12 protein-coding genes are annotated in these 17,459 nt (G+C 34.4%); 9 read left to right on the top strand and 3 right to left on the bottom strand.

Features of this window, described 5'->3' with window-relative positions:
* The first annotated feature begins 31 nt into the window (after positions 1-31).
* Both EPK97_RS06900 and EPK97_RS06905 read left to right on the top strand, forming a co-directional pair.
* Positions 32-1,978, top strand: a complete 1,947-nt coding sequence (locus EPK97_RS06900) for a phospholipase D-like domain-containing protein (RefSeq protein ID WP_162035865.1) — start codon at positions 32-34, stop codon at positions 1,976-1,978.
* Positions 1,979-2,189: 211 nt separating this feature from the next.
* A complete protein-coding gene (locus tag EPK97_RS06905) occupies positions 2,190-2,735 on the top strand; it encodes a DUF309 domain-containing protein (protein WP_162035866.1) in 546 nt (181 codons plus the stop codon).
* A 148-nt stretch (positions 2,736-2,883) separates the two neighbouring features.
* Here EPK97_RS06905 and EPK97_RS06910 read toward each other — a convergent pair whose 3' ends face one another.
* Complete coding sequence (locus EPK97_RS06910) at positions 2,884-2,976, bottom strand: sporulation protein (protein WP_420826780.1); 93 nt, start codon at positions 2,974-2,976, stop codon at positions 2,884-2,886.
* Between the two features lie 520 nt (positions 2,977-3,496).
* On the opposite strand from EPK97_RS06910, the gene EPK97_RS06915 reads away from it, so the two are divergent.
* Together EPK97_RS06915 and EPK97_RS06920 are read left to right on the top strand one after the other, a co-directional pair.
* Positions 3,497-6,991, top strand: coding sequence for a collagenase (locus EPK97_RS06915; RefSeq protein WP_162035867.1), 3,495 nt, complete (start codon positions 3,497-3,499; stop codon positions 6,989-6,991).
* A 478-nt stretch (positions 6,992-7,469) separates the two neighbouring features.
* Positions 7,470-8,336: a glycerophosphodiester phosphodiesterase family protein gene (locus EPK97_RS06920; protein ID WP_162035868.1), complete on the top strand. Its 867-nt coding sequence runs from the start codon at positions 7,470-7,472 to the stop codon at positions 8,334-8,336.
* A gap of 164 nt (positions 8,337-8,500) precedes the next feature.
* Here the strand turns inward: EPK97_RS06920 and EPK97_RS06925 are convergent, their stop codons facing one another.
* Positions 8,501-9,067 (bottom strand): beta-class carbonic anhydrase, encoded by a 567-nt coding sequence (locus EPK97_RS06925; protein ID WP_162035869.1) that lies wholly within the window; start codon positions 9,065-9,067, stop codon positions 8,501-8,503.
* Positions 9,068-9,140: 73 nt separating this feature from the next.
* Complete coding sequence (locus tag EPK97_RS06930; protein WP_162035870.1) at positions 9,141-9,494, bottom strand: iron-sulfur cluster biosynthesis family protein; 354 nt, start codon at positions 9,492-9,494, stop codon at positions 9,141-9,143.
* 110 nt (positions 9,495-9,604) lie between these two features.
* On the opposite strand from EPK97_RS06930, the gene EPK97_RS06935 reads away from it, so the two are divergent.
* From EPK97_RS06935 to mutS, 5 genes are all read left to right on the top strand, one after another.
* The gene (locus tag EPK97_RS06935; RefSeq protein ID WP_162035871.1) at positions 9,605-11,113 is read left to right on the top strand and encodes a carboxypeptidase M32; all 1,509 of its coding nucleotides are present in this window, start codon (positions 9,605-9,607) and stop codon (positions 11,111-11,113) included.
* Between the two features lie 98 nt (positions 11,114-11,211).
* Entirely contained in the window at positions 11,212-12,165 is a 954-nt protein-coding gene (locus EPK97_RS06940; RefSeq protein WP_162035872.1) for an aromatic acid exporter family protein, read from the top strand.
* Between the two features lie 54 nt (positions 12,166-12,219).
* The gene (locus EPK97_RS06945; protein ID WP_160647765.1) at positions 12,220-12,786 is read left to right on the top strand and encodes an outer spore coat protein CotE; all 567 of its coding nucleotides are present in this window, start codon (positions 12,220-12,222) and stop codon (positions 12,784-12,786) included.
* A 117-nt stretch (positions 12,787-12,903) separates the two neighbouring features.
* Positions 12,904-14,298: a putative amidoligase domain-containing protein gene (locus EPK97_RS06950; RefSeq protein ID WP_162035873.1), complete on the top strand. Its 1,395-nt coding sequence runs from the start codon at positions 12,904-12,906 to the stop codon at positions 14,296-14,298.
* Positions 14,299-14,689: 391 nt separating this feature from the next.
* The gene (gene mutS / locus EPK97_RS06955) at positions 14,690-17,362 is read left to right on the top strand and encodes a DNA mismatch repair protein MutS (protein ID WP_162035874.1); all 2,673 of its coding nucleotides are present in this window, start codon (positions 14,690-14,692) and stop codon (positions 17,360-17,362) included.
* Positions 17,363-17,459 lie beyond the last annotated feature (97 nt).

The following is a 17,459-nucleotide window of genomic DNA, read 5'->3' on the forward strand; positions in this document are numbered from 1 at the left end:
TTCTTTACTTTAATAAAAGGAGTTGTGATTTATGAATAAATTAAAAATAATTCCCATAGTTTTGTCATTAATTTTATCTATGTGCATTCCTAATGTAATAACAGTAAATGCAGCTGAAGGGGATGTGGTAATTAATGAAATTGCATGGATGGGTACAAATATTAGTAGCAACGATGAGTGGATAGAGCTATATAATAATACAAATTCACCAATTTCTTTAGATGGATGGTCATTAAATGCCATAGACGGCACGCCTAGCATTCAATTAAGTGGAACCATTGCTGCTAATGATTACTTATTATTGGAACGAACTGATGATTTTACTGTTCCAAATATAACTGCAGATATTATTTATACTGGTGCATTAAGTAATACAAGAGAAAATTTAGAGTTAAGAGATGAAAAAAACAACTTAGTAGATGTAGTTGATGATTGGTACGCAGGTGATAATAATACAAAAACAACAATGGAGAGAATTAATTCAAATTCAGCTTCAATTGCCTCCAACTGGAGTAATTCTAGTGTCACTTATACTGTAGGTTACGGTACTCCAAATCAACTGAACTCGGTGATTGAATCCATCGGTTGCAATACTAATGATGAGCGTTTAAACAATGTTTCTAATGAAGCAGGTGCTATTAATGTTTATTTCAATAAATGTGCTTTAGAAGAATACGCAAATTTTCAAAACCAAGCCAATTATAATATCAATTTAGAAGATCGCTTAATCCAAAGATTAAATGAAGCTACAACGGTAATAGATATGGCTGCATATGAGATTAACTTACCTAAAATTGTAGATACGTTAATATTGAAAGCAAATGATGGAGTAGATGTACGATTTATTGCTGACTCCAAAGATGCTGATGACCCAAGTAACTTAGAACGATTTGAGTTAATGAGATTATATCTAGAAAAAATGGTCAGAGGTCTAGATGGAGTAATTGGTACATCTGATGATATACAGGTATTCTCTGACTCACCAATGTTTGTTGTTCAAGATGTTACAAAAAGAATAGAGTATGGTTTACCTTCTGACTTTAGTGATTTTCCTGAAGTGACAGTTCAAGTTGGAAGTTCAGATCAAACAGGTCACATGTTTGTGAATGCTGAACAAAAAGGAATTGACTCCTACTATTCACCTAACACACAAATGCATAATAAATTTGCAATTATTGATGAAAAGTGGGTATTTACGGGAAGTTGGAACTATACTGTAACAGGTCTATACGGCACTGATGAGAATATGGTAAATGGGGTCTTAGGTGGAAATCAACAGCATGTAGTTGAAGTAAATAGTGCAGAACTCGCATCGATCTATGAAGTTGAATTTAATGAAATGTGGGGAAGTAGTACACTAACTCCTGACCCGGTTAACTCTGACTTTAATACTCGTAAAACAGATAACACTACTCATAGTATTGATATTAATGGAACAACCGTAGAAGTGTATTTTTCCTCTGGTGACAATGCGTTAGGTCGTGTTAAAGATATCATTAAGAATGAGGCTGAATATAGTACCTATTTTACAATATTCGCTTGGAGTGACCAACCAATATTAGATGAGTTAAAATACAAATGGGAAGGTTCATATTCAGATTTACAGGGTGCTTTAACTGGATTTGATGTAAGAGGAGTTTTTGATTCTAGCTATTGGAGTCAATGGTGGTCAGCAAGTGTTGATATGACTGGGAGGACAGCATCACAGTCAAGTAATGGAAATCCAAATAATCGTTGGGCATATTCTGCGCCGGTATTTCAAGATAATGAATCTAGAAAACTCCATAGTAAGACAATGTTAATAGATGTAGATACCACAAGTGATCCTACAGTTATAGTTGGCTCTACTAATTGGAGTGAAAATGGTAATAACGTGAATGATGAAAATTTATTAATTATTCATAGCGATGAGATTACAAATCAATTTTTACAAGAATTTAATGCTCGATACCAAAACGCTGGTGGGAATATAAAGTAAGTAATTAATTAATACCATCCTTATGAATGAGGATGGTATTTTTATTTTATCAGACATTCTTATTAGAAAAATTATAATTGTGTGTTTAGTTCACGAAAATGGCTTGTGGTATGAACTATTTTTTTTCATGTGAAATTTGATAAAATAGAGGCATATATAAATTATATCTAGATGGTTAGCCCCAAAAGTAGAAAAGAGGGATCTTTTTATAATGATACAACAAAAACAATACCCCCAGGAATACATTGACTATTTAATATATTTCCATGCTGAACGTGACTATTTTGAATGTCATGAGATTTTAGAAGAATATTGGAAAGAAAAAGAAAGACCTGAATTGGATGAGGCTTGGGTTGGTTTGATTCAGGTTGCTGTTTCCTTGTATCACCAACGTAGAAATAATATCAACGGTGCGGTTAAAATGATGCGGAGTGCAATCACTAATCTAAATGCAAAGGACCTACACATTTTAGGCATCAATGCTGAAGCTTTTATAAACCAGCTTGAGGAAAGATTAAAAGAACTAACATCAACAAAGTTAATAAATTATTCAGATTTAAATATTCCATTGAAGGATGATAAATTAATGGAAAGATGCAAACAAATTTGTAAAGAAGAGAATTTATCCTGGCAAAGTCCCAGTGATCTTTTGCATAAGGAACTTATTCATAAACATACTTTAAGAGATCGTACAGAAGTGATCAAAACGAGAGAATGGGCTAAAACTCAAAAACTTAAAGATGACAAAAAAGAGTAATCTCAAACCTAAAATTTTTCTGAATCTAAAAAGCATCTCAAACTAATTTGATAAACGTTTGAGATGTTTTGCTAAGTTAACTCTATCCTCAAATGATTTAAACTAGCCCTCTATTAAATGATTAGGTGTAACTCTAATATAGTCTCTATCACTTGGAATCAGTAGCATTATCGATATCAAGTCCAGTTTGAATCCATACTTTGGTATTTCCTAGAGTTAATGGGGTGTCATGACAGTTAATAAATAAAAAAGTGTGACATTTGTTGAAAAATTGTCACACTTAGCATATAATATGGTCATACCATTATACATTAAGACGTTTATAAAAATGAAAGGTGGTGATAAAACTGTGTAAGTATTGGACTGTTACATAAAGCGGAACTAGAACTCAACGTCATTTTATACAATTCAAATATTTCCAAGAACATTCCACAAAGGAAATCCATATCCTTGATCCTGTCACCTCTAATAACCATAAATTCAATTTCTTCAATTTAGACACTTTACTTATGTGATAACTATTATTCAATATTATGTTATCCTCTCTTAAATAAATCATTTGTAGTTAATGATAAAAATGGATGAAGTATAGATGGATATAAACTTTGAACTTCTACTTTTTCCTGCAGTTTATTGATATTTACACAGAACAAACAAAACATGACATGATATGTAAGCGTTTACAACCAAGGGAGGTGGTATATTTCTGTTATTTTTTAAAAGTTATTATTGAAAGATTATAAAATCGGAGGTATATTCTAGTGAAATTATTTAAGAACAATATATTAGGTAAAATGTTTCTTTTATTACTTTCAATCAGCCTTATTTTCCCCTCGAGTTACAGTGTTTTTGCGCAACATTCTAAAAAACAGAGTTTGAGTCAAGAACTACGAGCGCCAGTCTTTCCAATTCAAAAGTTTGATCAAACAGAACAAAACGAAAAAAGTATTCATGTAAAAGATAGCTCAAAGCTTGAACGATATCGTCCCACCAGACCTCCAAGAAATGATGGACAACAGGCATTGGATAAATTAAGGGTAAGCATTTCTTCAAATCATGAATACACATTTGATGATCTTGTTCGTTTATCTTATTCAGATTTAGTAGGGGTATTAGAAACGATAAGTACGGATGAAATTTCAGATTTTTGGACGTATAGTCAAGATGTTGTTGATTTTTACAGTGATCGTCAACGCCTCTTGTATCTTATTGATGAAATCGAATACAAAGGTTCTCAGTATACAACTAGTGATGGTAGAGGTATTGCTACATTAATGGAAGTGTTAAACAAAGGCTTTTTATATCGATGGGATTATGGTGATCCTGACATGGCATTTTTAGATGATTTATCTTTTAGGGGGGAAGTCACTCCAGCTGCCCTCTCCGTGATGAACAACCCAAACTTTACCCTTGGGACGGATACTCAGGAAGCAGTAGTGGCTGCGACAGGGTATTTAATCAATCACACTACAACGGATCTAGATATTTTTGATGAGGCTTATTCTGTGATTAGATCCTTTAATGATCGAGTAGATACGTATATTACAGACCTTTCTAAAACAGATGCAATATATGCTTTATTAAGTGGAGCGGAATACAATATGTATTATAACTATCGTAATGGAACATACAACTCTCCTGAACAAGCTCCGTGGTATGGACAGATAGATACATTTTTTAATGAAGTGGCTGATATTTTAAATTTTGATCAGTTTGCAAACACGGATCATGAATGGTTAATTGATAACGCCGTCTTTGTGATTACTGAAGAAGGAAGATTTCATAGTAACGCTAATTTTGCATTAAACACATTTAATGACTCGTTAAATTTATATCCTTATTATGGCGGGATATATTTAGCCCTTGCAGCAGCCGTTGATGATTTAGGAGGCAACATTAACTATGCTTCTATCGTTGCGGATTATGAAGATTACTATTATGGAAATCACTATAGCTTTGATGATGGAGAAATCATAGTTAAAGCAGGGGATAGAGTATCTGAAGAAGATATTCAAAGGATTTATTGGGCAACCAAAGAAGAAAAAGCCCAATTCCATCGATTATATGGAGTAAATGAACCAGTTGAAGTTGGGAATCCAGATGATATATTAACAGCTATTATTTATAATGATAGAGATGAATATCGTATGAATTGGCACTTGAATGGAGTAGGAACAGATAATGGTGGTATTTATATTGAAAGCTGGGGTACGTTTTTTACGTGGGACAGAGTAGTTCCAACAGATAGTATCTATGAGTTAGAAGAACTATTTAGACATGAATATTTCCATTTCCTTCAAAGCAGATATTTAGTTCCTGGTATGTGGGGAGACACAGCGTTATATGATTACGACCGTTTAGTATGGGTTGAAGAAGGTGGCGGAGAATTTTTCGCAGGTGCAACTAGAACCGGGATTGATACCAGATCAACCAAAATAGGAAACATTCATTCCAATCCTTCTGACAGATATACATTAGATGAAGTCTTACACGGAACCTATGGGTCTTGGGATATTTATGATTATTCCTATGCATTTTATGACTTCATTTATAATGATCATCCGGATATTTTTGACAATGTAAAAGAATATATCAGTAATGAAGATGCTACAGGGTTTGATCGTTATATGGATGATTTATCAAGAGACCCTAACTTAGAGGCACAATATCAAAACCATGTGCAAGATTTGGTGGATGATGGTGGTCGAGTCGTATTAGTTGAAAATGATTATTTGCTTAATCACTCTAGCAGATCTCTGTCAACTATCAGCTCTGATATCACAAATGAAATCAGTTTAAGCAATGTGGTAGAACGTACTTATACTTCTGACTTATTGGATACCTATACCGTAGAAGGTAGATATGTTGGAGGTCGATCAAACGGAGAAGTAAATGATAGATCTGAAATGGACACTGTTGTAAATCAGGTCTTAAGAAACTTGGATACAGGTTGGAGTGGATATAGAACGGTCACAGCATATTTTGTAAATTACAGAGTGAATTCAAGTGGTAATTTTGAATACGATGTTGTATTCCATGGTTTGCTTACTGGAGATGGCGGAGGGGGAACATCTAATGAGCGTCCTGTAGCCTTTGCTGAAAGTTCTGTAACAAATGTTGATGTAGGTCAAACTGTATCTTTCTATGGAGATCGTTCTTCTGACAGTGATGGAACTATTTCATCTTATGAGTGGAACTTTGATGATGGGTCTACAAGCACAAGACAAAATCCTACACATTCATTCTCTTCAGCCGGCAATTATAATGTAACTTTAACGGTGACAGATAATGAAGGTGCTACGGATATGGACACGATTACAATTACTGTAGGTAACACTACACCTCCTTCTTCAGGTATCGAAACGGAACCAAATAATAGAAAGTCAGATGCTAGTATATTTACAGACAGTGTTAGTGCTTCGCTTGATGCAGATGCAGGTGATCATACAGATTGGTTTACATTTAACGTTACTTCTAGCGGTGATGTGACGTTTGATTTAACTTATACAAGTCAGGGTTTCAATATAGAAGTTGAGGATGCAAGTGGGGTTGTAGTTGCTAGACCTCTAAGGGATAATGTAGTGAATCTATCTGCAGGTACTTATTACATTATAGCCTATACATGGAGTGGTTATCCTCCTGTCGATTATACGATCTCTGTTTCAGGCGGAGGCGGTGGTTCTCCAAATAATGCACCTGTAGCCTTCCCTGAAAGCTCGACAGCAACTGCAGATGTCGGTGAACAGGTAACATTCTTTGGAGATAGTTCTTCTGATAGTGATGGAATCATTACGTCTTATGCATGGAATTTCGATGATGGGGATACAAGCTCAAGTCAAAATACAAGACACACTTTCACTGCTGCAGGAATTTATAATGTTTCATTAACAGTTACAGATGATCAGGGAGCTACGAATACAGATACGATTACCATATCTGTCGGATCTACAACTCCTCCAAGTGGCGCTATCCTTGAGGAAAGTGGAACATTAAGCAGTACCAACACAGGCGTTGATTATTACTTTACTTCTGTTGGAAACGGTACGACCACCATTACACTAACCACTGGAAGTGCTAATGATGCGATCACTTGGCAGTTATATGAAGCAGCTACGGGTACTAGAATTACTTGGGCTTCTCAAGATGGAAATGTTCATTCAAGAACGATTGATTTAACGCCAGGAACTGAGTATGAGCTTTCCGTCTATACGTGGGAGAACTTTACCATTAATTATGATGTCGTTGTAACTGAATAGATAAACGTAAAACTATATGTAAAGATGCATTGTTCATTAAATAATGAAAGCGATGTCCAGATAGTCGGTTTATACTGACCTTCTTGGACACCGTTTTATGTTTTAACCCATCTTTTGTGAAAAAAATGTGCAGGGACAGATTACGAATTATCTATTTATACTTGGGAAACGGCGACGATTAATTATGACTTGCTAGTTAATGAGTAGAGGATTGAAGAAATAAGAATATGCTTATTCAAGAAGTGGAATATGATTAATCCTTCTGCTGCTTGAAAACCAAGAGGAAGTTGATGAATCTATGAAACCGATATTTTCTGAAAATGATTTGGCAGTGATCATCTCATCCAAATAATATCTATCACCATAATTAAAATGATGATAGAATAAAATAGATTCAAGTTAGAATAAAAAATGGATTATAGGTGATGCAATGAATTCTCAGATTGAAATAACAAAAAGTAAAAAACGAGTGCGAAGAATGAAGTGGTTTTTTTCCATATTAAGTGTGATCGGTTTTTTATTTATTATTTTTCAATTTCTACCTGTCAAAAAACAAGAGAAAAATATGTTTTTAAGTGAAGGAAGCCCTCTTGTCATAGCTCATCGAGGAGGTGCTGGAATCACACCTGAGAATACATTGACGGCATTTAAAAACGCTAAGAAAATAGGTGTAGATGTATTAGAGTTTGATGTTCATTTAACTAAAGATGGTGAAATTGTAGTTATACATGATGAAACTTTAGACCGTACAACGAATGGGACTGGAAATGTCGCAGATTATACGTTAGATGAACTAAAGCAATTAGATGCAGGTTATCATTTTGTTGATGAGCAAGGGAATTTTTCTTATAGAGGAAAAGGAGTTGCGATTCCAACATTAGAAGAAGTATTAGAAAATTTCTCTGAGCTTCCAATGATTATCGAAATTAAACCTGAAAATAAAGAGCTCACCGGGAAAGTATACGAAATGATAAAGCAATTTGGTCTAGAGGATAAAGTAATTATTAATTCTTTTTATGAAAATGTATTAGTATGGTTTCATGAAATGGCAGGCGATGAGATTGCCATCGGAGCGGGACCCGATACTGTTAAAAAATATGTAATTTCTAATCTATTTTATTTAGATCGATTAGTATCACTGGATGTTCATGCCTTTCAGTTGCCATTAGAGCAGTCTGGAATTGATTTAGCATCAAAACGAATTATCCAAACGTTACAAAAACGTAATATAGCTGTTCAATATTGGACGATAAATGACGTGGAAGAGATGGAGGAATTAATAGATTTAGGTGTGGATGGTATTATAACTAATTATCCTGATCGATTAATTTCAATTTTGAAATAAAATCATAGATTTGAAATATTTTTCATAATAATCAATATTTGTGTGGAGGATAAAAACGGGGTTTCCAATTTTATCCTTGTTTCCAAAAAGACTTTTTCTTTTTAAAAGAAAAAGTCTTTTTGGGATGAAAGAAGTTACAAAAATACTGAGAAAAATAATTGATTCTATTTGTCTTTAAGCCCATCCACTACAACTTCAAGTTCTCCTGTTTCTGGATGAATGATTAAACCATGTACAGGAACTTCGGGGGGAAGAAGTGGGTGATTTTTTACAATAGAGACACTATTTTTCACACCATCTGTTACACTGTCAAAACCTTTTAGAAAACTGGATAATTGGATACCGGAATGTTCTAAAGTTTGTAATGTTTCCTCAGAAATCCCTCGGTTTTTAATTTCCTCCAGCATACTTTCAGAATTCAACCCTGTCATGCCACACTCATGATGTCCTATAACATATACCTCTTTGGCTTTTAATTTATAAATGGCTACTAAAATACTGCGCATCACATTTCCAAAGGGATGTGTTATAATTGCTCCTGCATTTCTAATGATTTTTACATCCCCATTTTTAAGATTCATAGCCTTAGGCAACAACTCTACTAAACGAGTGTCCATGCAAGTTAAGATCACCATCTTTTTATCTGGATATCTTGAAGTTTTATATTGTTCAAATTCCTTATTTTCCACAAATTGTTCATTAAAATTTAATATGTCTATTAGATTACTCATATGTTCTTCTCCTATCTTAGTTTGAATTATGTATAAGTATACAATGGTAAAATCCTATCAATCTCCTTTTTCATTATTTCGTAAGGGGATTTACGGTTGATTCTCTATCTTTGTGGCGAAGAATTAAAGAAGCATTGTAAATTTGTTGTTTACTGCTCAACGAAAAGGATTTTTTGTTTGAATCATAATCGAGCTTCATTTCTTCTTCAAAAAATACTTCGTGTCTTGAATCATACAAGATTGAAATTGAATCAGAGTTAGATTCCAAATCAAATTCACCTTTTTCATTAACGATCCATAATTGCGCGACACCACTCATTATACATCCACAGCCTTCGGCATCATGAGCTAATTTAATATATTGTAGATCTGTATTCACTTTATTCATAATCTCATTTTTAGCGTTTTCTGTAAGTGAAATCTGCATAAGTATTCACGCCCTTCATAGTTATTTTATCATATTTTTTAGCCTCTCATATACCTTTTGATATTATTGTAGGTTATTTGTATACTTAATTTGAAAAGGAGAGTGGTTAAATGAGTCAACAAACATTAACAACATTTAAAGAGTTAGTCAAAAAAATAAATGAATATAACGAAGCACTTTCTGTTCTTTATTGGGACTTAAGGACAGGAGCACCCAAAAAAGGAGTAGAGGGACGTTCTGAAGTGATTGGAATGTTATCTACAGAACAATTTAATCTTTCAACTTCAGAACAAATGGGGGAATGTTTATCTCAGTTATCTGAAGCTTCGATATTTGCAGGATTGAATCAAACAGAGCAAAGAATGGTGACGGAATATACAAAGGATTATGACAGAAATAAAAAAATCCCAGTTGAGTTATACAAGGAAAATGTTATATTAACCTCAAAATCTGAATCTGTATGGGAAGAGGCAAAAGAAAAATCTGATTTTTCAATATTTCAACCCTACTTAGAAAAAGTTGTTGAATTAAAAAAGAAGTTTATTGAGTACTGGGGTGTGAAAGGGACACCTTATGATACTTTGCTTGATATTTATGAACCTAACATTACAGCAAGTCAATTAGATCAAGTTTTTGGAACGCTAAGAGAAAGACTAGTGCCATTAGTAACCCAAATTGTTGAGTCATCTAATAAACCAGATACTACTTTTCTCCATCAAACTTTTAGTGAGGAGAAGCAAAAAGAGTTTAGTTTATTTGTATTAAAGGAAATGGGATATGATTTTGGAGCGGGTCGATTGGATAAAGCTGTTCATCCATTTATGATTAATTTAAATTTAAAGGATGTCAGAATTACTACAAATTATTATCCGAATGATATTACGTTTTCTCTATTTTCTAGTTTACACGAAGGTGGACATGCTTTATATGAACAAAATATTTCACCAGAGCTAATCGGTACGGGGTTATGTACTGGTGCTTCCATGGGAATCCATGAATCTCAATCAAGGTTCTGGGAAAACATGATTGGCCGGAGCTTACCTTTCTGGAAAAGATACTATAATAATTTAAAAGAGGTTTTTCCAAATGAGTTTGCTACTGTTTCAGTTGAAGATTTTTACAGAGGTACCAATGAAGCGAAACCATCCTTAATTCGTATTGAAGCTGATGAATTAACTTACAATTTACATGTAATGATTCGATATGAGTTGGAAAAAGCGCTCTTTAATGAAGATTTAAAAGTGGCGGACTTACCTCAAGCATGGAATGAGAAGTACACAGAATACTTAGGTGTCACTCCATCTCATGACGGAGAAGGTGTATTGCAGGACGTGCATTGGTCAGGCGGGGATTTTGGATATTTTCCTTCTTACTCTCTCGGAAATATTTATGCGGCACAATTTATGAACACAATACAAAAACAATTACCTGAGTTTGATACATACATTGAAAATGGAGATTTATTGCCAATTAAACAGTGGTTATCAGATCAAATTTATCAATATGGAAAACTACTGACACCTGCTGCAATCATAAAACAAGTGACAAATGAAGAGATTAACCCAGAATACTTTATTAAATATTTAGAAACGAAATTTAAAGGTATATACGAGATTTAATGGGAAAAAGCAAAACGATTCTTGAAATATAGTTCAGCGGGGAAGTATCCTTGCTGATCTTTTCTTTAAAGAAAAGAAATCACATGAGGTGAAAGATCATGGGAATTCGCATCATAAAAACAGCCGTTGCTGCTGTCATTGCTATTTATATCGCAACATACTTCAACTTGAATTATCCTCTCTCAGCGGGTTTATTAGCTATACTTGGTGTTGATGTCACTAAGAGAAGGAGTTTACTGAATGTACTGCAACGTATTCTTGCTTCTGTGTTAGGTTTATTATTAGCTTCATTTCTTTTTGACATCATTGGTTTTTACATATGGATGTTAGGGGTTTATATTTTGCTTGCTTATCCCGTTTTGGCAAAAATGAAATTGAAGGATGGGATTGTAACAAGCTCTGTGATTGTTTTTCATGTGTTTAGTGAACAATCTATCCATTATGAGATGATCCTAAATGAAATATGGCTGTTATTAATCGGGTTAGGGTCTGCTACACTCATCAATTTCCTGTATATGCCAAAAGTAGTAAAGGATTTAAAATCCATTCGTGTGCAGGTAGAGGATCTACTCTCTGAAATTTTCAAACAAATGTCAGCTCACTTAAAGGATAATTCTACGATTTGGCATGGAAAAGAACTGATTGAAGTGGAGAAAAAAATAAATGAGGGTTTGGATTTAGCTACAAGGTTCAGTGAAAATAATTTATTTCGTCAAGAAAATGGGTGGTTGAATTATTTCCAAATGCGGGGCAGGCAAATGGAATCTGTGCATAAGATGGTGAACTTAGTAGCACAAGTGTATGAATCCATTCCTCAGGGGAAAATGACGGCCGCAGTATTTGATGAATTGATCAAGGAAGTGAAAGAAGAATATTATAGTGGAAGGATTTTAGATGATCTAAACCATGTTGCAACTCTTTTTAATGAAATGGATCTCCCAAAAACACGGAAAGAATTTGAGGTTAGATCTGCTATTTTACAACTATGTTTAGAGTTGAAAGACTATTTGAACATCGCAAAAAAAGAAAAGAAAAAGTTTTTGTCACTATAGACCAATGTCCTGCATACAATTTTAAAGAATGATTGTATGGAGGAGGTTTATAGGATGTCACTCACAGATAAAGACTTATCGTATAGAGAAATAATTACGAAAGCTGTTTGTGGTAAAGGTCGGAAATTTTCACAAGTAACACATACCATTACTCCACCTCATAAACCAACAAGTGTTTTGGGGGTATGGCTTATCAACCATCAGTATGAAGCGGTGAAATCTGATGATGGCATTGAAGTAGTTGGTACTTATGATATTAACTTTTGGTATTCTTACGACAACAACTCTCAGACGGAAGTAGCTAAGGAAACATTATCGTATGTTGAAGCGGTCCCTCTATCTTATCTAGACCCAAATCATAGAAAAACTACTGCAGAAGTATTTGCTGAAACTACACAAGAACCAAGTTGTGTTGAAGCTAATATCGTCACTTCTGGCAATGCTGTTCGGATCAAAGTTGAGCGTGAATTTAAGGTGGAAATGGTTGCGGAAACAAAAGTTTGTGTATTAGTGAATGAAAATGGTATTGATGATCTAGATGGCGAAAAAGAATTCGATTTTGATTATGACGGCGGAGATTTTGAAGATTTAGATCCAGATCTCTTAGATGATGATATTTAAATTTTGTATTTATCTTATCATATGTGTCAATAGAGGTTTTGGAGAGGGCGTGAGCCCTTTTTTTCTCTTTAAAATATAATAAATTTATATGATGGGCGAAAAAACAGGTGATAAAAAATGAATCAATTGTTTTTGTTACATGGAAATGATCCAGCATTCAAAGGTTTATGGAATAATTCCTTATTTCGTCACGGCACCCAACTACCTGATTCCTTGTCTAAAGATACTGTGATTATTCAGTGGGGTAATGAAACACAGGTATCAGATGAGTACAAAGTATTAAATCCTGCCCATTTTACTGAGAAAGCTAAGGATAAAGAACTTATAATAAAAATACTAAATCGTCAAGGTATTCATGTTCAAACTCCGTTTAGCCAAAACGTCTATTTACAAGTTTTCTTAGTTCCTGTGTTTCATTTGAAAGTATTAACTCTGTATAGATGTTCTCTTCATACTGAAAATGTACTCTATCCACAGAGTGAAGTGAGTTTTGATTTAAGGAATAGACAACACAGATTAATAAGTCGGTATGCAATCAGAGCGATTTATGCATTAGGTTTAGATTATGGTGTTGTTAAGGTTGGATTAATCTCAGCCAGAAAATGTACAATTTTAGATATGGATCCCACTCCAAAATTGGATCGCAACGTGGGGGAACTATTTTCAAAAGCAATTCGTTCATATCATGGGGAACTCATTGAGGAGAGAAGAAGAACAAAAAAAGCGTTACTTGGTTTAGATGTTGAATTTTTATTACGTAATGATAAGGGGAAAATCACCTTTGCTTCTAATTTTTTAAAACGAAGAGGAAAAGTGGGTTGCGATTCAGTAGTAAATGGTAACAAGTGGATTTTCCCCATCGCAGAACTAAGACCTAGTCCAAGTAAAATACCAAAACAATTAACAAACAATATCATTGAGCTTATGCATATTGCACAAAGACAAATCAATGATCCTTCTATAGAATGGTTGGCTGGAGGAATGCCCGTAAAGGGGTTGCCTTTAGGCGGACATATACATATGAGTCAAATATGGTTAAACTCTTTTTTGTTACGAGTACTAGATAATTATTTAACGCTGCCAATCATGATGCTTGAGGATCGAACTTCTCTGTTAAGACGCCCCAAATATGGTTTTCTAGGTGATTTTCGTACACAAATACATGGTGGATTTGAATATCGAAGTTTACCTAGTTGGATTGTTACACCTAGTATTACAAAAGGGGTATTAACTTTAACTCGTTTAATTACTGATCATTATTGGAATTTAAAAAGCAGACCATTAAATGATGAAACGGTTCAGACCCATTTTTATAATGGCAACAAAGAACCGCTCTATCCCTATGTGAAAGAGATTTGGAGTGAGCTTGAAGGACTTGATTCATACGCTACTTACAGTAAAGATTTACAGGCATTTAAGAAACAGTTATTTGAAAAGAGATCTTGGAACGAACAGTTAGACATTAGAACAAGTTGGAGGATTCCTCCCTTTGATACCCTACCTAAAAAGTAGGTTTTTTCTTTTTTGAGCTTTCATCACTATAAATGAATTATTAAATCATGCTATAATAGAGGTTGTTCAAAAAGTCCAATTTTGCCGGTACAGGACGTGCTGGTACTACGCTAGTCACATGGAAGTGACTGGTTTAAAGTAGTGATCACGATGTAGACCGATGATGCTATTTCGACATCGAATATTGCACTCACATTTGAAGTCCGGTGCTCATGTAACCAATCTCTACACTTGCTACACCCCAAAAAGTGATGTATTACTTTGAAGTGTAGTCGGAATACTTTTCAGGGACCCCGGAATACACTAGCTTCTGTTCGCACAATCTTCTTGGTGCTGAAAACTGAACTTTTTGAACACTAAATATACAAAAAAAAATAGATTGGGGTCTGGTATGGCTAAATATACTCCGATGATAGAACAGTATCTTGAAATTAAAGAAAAGGCGAAGGATGCTTTTTTATTTTTTCGTCTTGGTGATTTTTATGAAATGTTTTTTGAAGATGCAAAACTTGCTGCACAAGAACTAGAAATCACATTAACAGGTCGAGAAGGTGGAGCAGAAGAGAAGATACCGATGTGTGGTGTTCCTTATCATTCTGCTGAGCAATATATCTTTAAACTCATTCATAAAGGTTATAAGGTTGCTATTTGTGAACAAGTGCAAAACCCTGCGGAAGCAAAAGGGGTTGTAAAGAGAGAAATTGTGAGAGTGATTACCCCTGGAACAGTCATGGAAGGGAAAATGATTGGGGACGAAAGTAACAATTTTATCTTGTGTATTTCTCATTTGGATGATACATATAACTTAGCGGCATGTGATTTAACAACGGGTGAATTATATGAAACTTCTGGACAAACATCGTTGGATTTTATCATAGATGAAATTGGAACCTATTCTCCTGTTGAAATTGTATCAGAAGCATCATTATACCCTTATATACATGAAAGAATAAATCAAATCTCACGTACAATTTTAATAACGGAATGGAATGACAAGGATGAACATTCAGTTAAGAATCAATTTGCAACAGATTTATGGGATTCGTTAAGCTCATCATCACAACATTGTATATCGTTATTAATGTCATACTTAAAAGAAACGCAGAAAAGAGCTTTATCACACATTACGAATATTCGCACTTATGAGCGTAATCAATATATGACACTTGATCCATTCACGAGAAGAAATTTAGAAATTGTAGAAACGGTAAGGGATCAGTCAAAAAAAGGTTCTTTGTTATGGTTATTGGATAAAACCGTGACCTCTATGGGAGCGCGATTGTTGAAGAGGTGGGTGGACAAACCTTTAATGAACCAAACTGCCATCAACGAAAGATTAGAAGTGGTGGATACATTAGTTCAGCAATTTATCGTAAGAGAAGATTTGAGGGAAAAGCTAAAAAATGTGTATGATCTTGAACGATTAGTTGGACGTATTTCTTATGGCAATGCAAATGCCAGGGATCTTGTAGCTTTAAAGAAATCTTTAGAGCAAGTTCCCGCATTAATTGAGATTTGTAACGATTCTAGATCAGATAATCTATCAGAGCTTGTTCATTCGTTGGATCAGTGTACAGATTTAAAAGAACGAATCGAAGAGGCAATTATAAACGAACCTCCAATTTCTGTAAAAGAAGGATCGATGATTAAGGAAGGGTATCACGATTATTTAGATCAACTCCGTGAAGCCAGTGTCAATGGAAAACAATGGTTAGCAGAACTAGAACAAAGAGAAAGAGAAGTTACAGGTATTAAAAAGCTGAAAATCGGTTACAACAAAGTATTCGGATATTTCATAGAAATCACAAAAGCAAATATTAATCTTATTCCAGAGGGAAGATATGAAAGAAAACAAACATTAACAAATGCAGAGAGATTTATTACGCCTGAATTAAAAGAAAAAGAAGCACTAATACTAGAAGCAGAAGAAAAAATGGTTGGAATTGAGTATGAGTTGTTTGATGAATTGCGAAAAGAACTTAAAATCCAAATACCAAGATTACAAAAACTTGCAGGTATCATTTCAACGCTGGACGTATTTCAATCTCTAGCTAAAGTAAGTGCAGAATATCAGTACTGTAAACCAGTGATGACAAAATCTTATGACTTGAACATTAAAGAGGGAAGGCATCCAGTAATTGAATCTATATCCAAAGACCTGAGTTTTATAGCTAATGATTCGTTGTTTGAATCAGGGAATCAAAACATGTTGCTCATTACTGGGCCTAATATGGCTGGAAAAAGCACTTATATGAGACAGGTTTCTCTTATTTGCATCATGGCTCAAATCGGTTGTTTTGTTCCTGCAACAGAAGCTACGATCCCAATCATAGATCGGATATTCACCAGAATTGGAGCTGCTGACGATTTAGTAAGTGGGCAAAGCACGTTTATGGTAGAAATGAAAGATATCCAAGTGATGACGGATAAGGCTACTCCCAAAAGTCTTGTCATCATTGATGAATTAGGAAGAGGGACTTCAACAAGCGAAGGCATGTCGATTGCTCAAGCTGTTATAGAATTTCTTCATAATGAAATAGGGTGTAAAACGTTAGTTTCTACCCATTTTCATGAACTGGCACATTTAGAGAAACATTTACCATACTTAAAAAATTACAGTATGTCAGTGAAGGAGAGTGGAGATGAAGTTACATTTTTACGCAAATTGATCAAAGGTGCAGCAAGCACAAGTTACGGAATTTATTGTGCTCAGATAGCTGGTATTCCGAGTTCCATTATTGAGAGATCTTATCTTTTGTTAAACAGTTTTGAATCTCGTTCCGTGGATCAGGGTTCGGGTAGATTGAATGAAGATGTAGTGCGTGAGGCAGCTGTTGCTAAGCTGGAACATAACACAGATCAATCTATGATGCAAAACACAGTTGATACCATTCAATTGAGCTTATTTGAAGGATTAGAGGATAATAACACGAATGTAAATAACAAACAGAAGAAGGAAAATAAAGATAACATGATTGAAAAGGAACTTCGTTCATTAGATTTATTAAATATTACACCGTTACAAGCTATTCAAATTTTGTCAGATTTAAAATCTAAACTATAATACAATTTGTGTTTGCTCTTATTCTTTCCACTTACATAAACCGCAAAAGTCACTCATAAGAGCAAACCTTACCGTTAAAAATTATGGGAAAAGGTGA

The sequence above is a fragment of the Chengkuizengella sediminis genome, from assembly GCF_010078385.1.
In the GTDB taxonomy this organism is placed as follows: Bacteria; Bacillota; Bacilli; order Paenibacillales; family KCTC-33759; genus Chengkuizengella; species Chengkuizengella sediminis.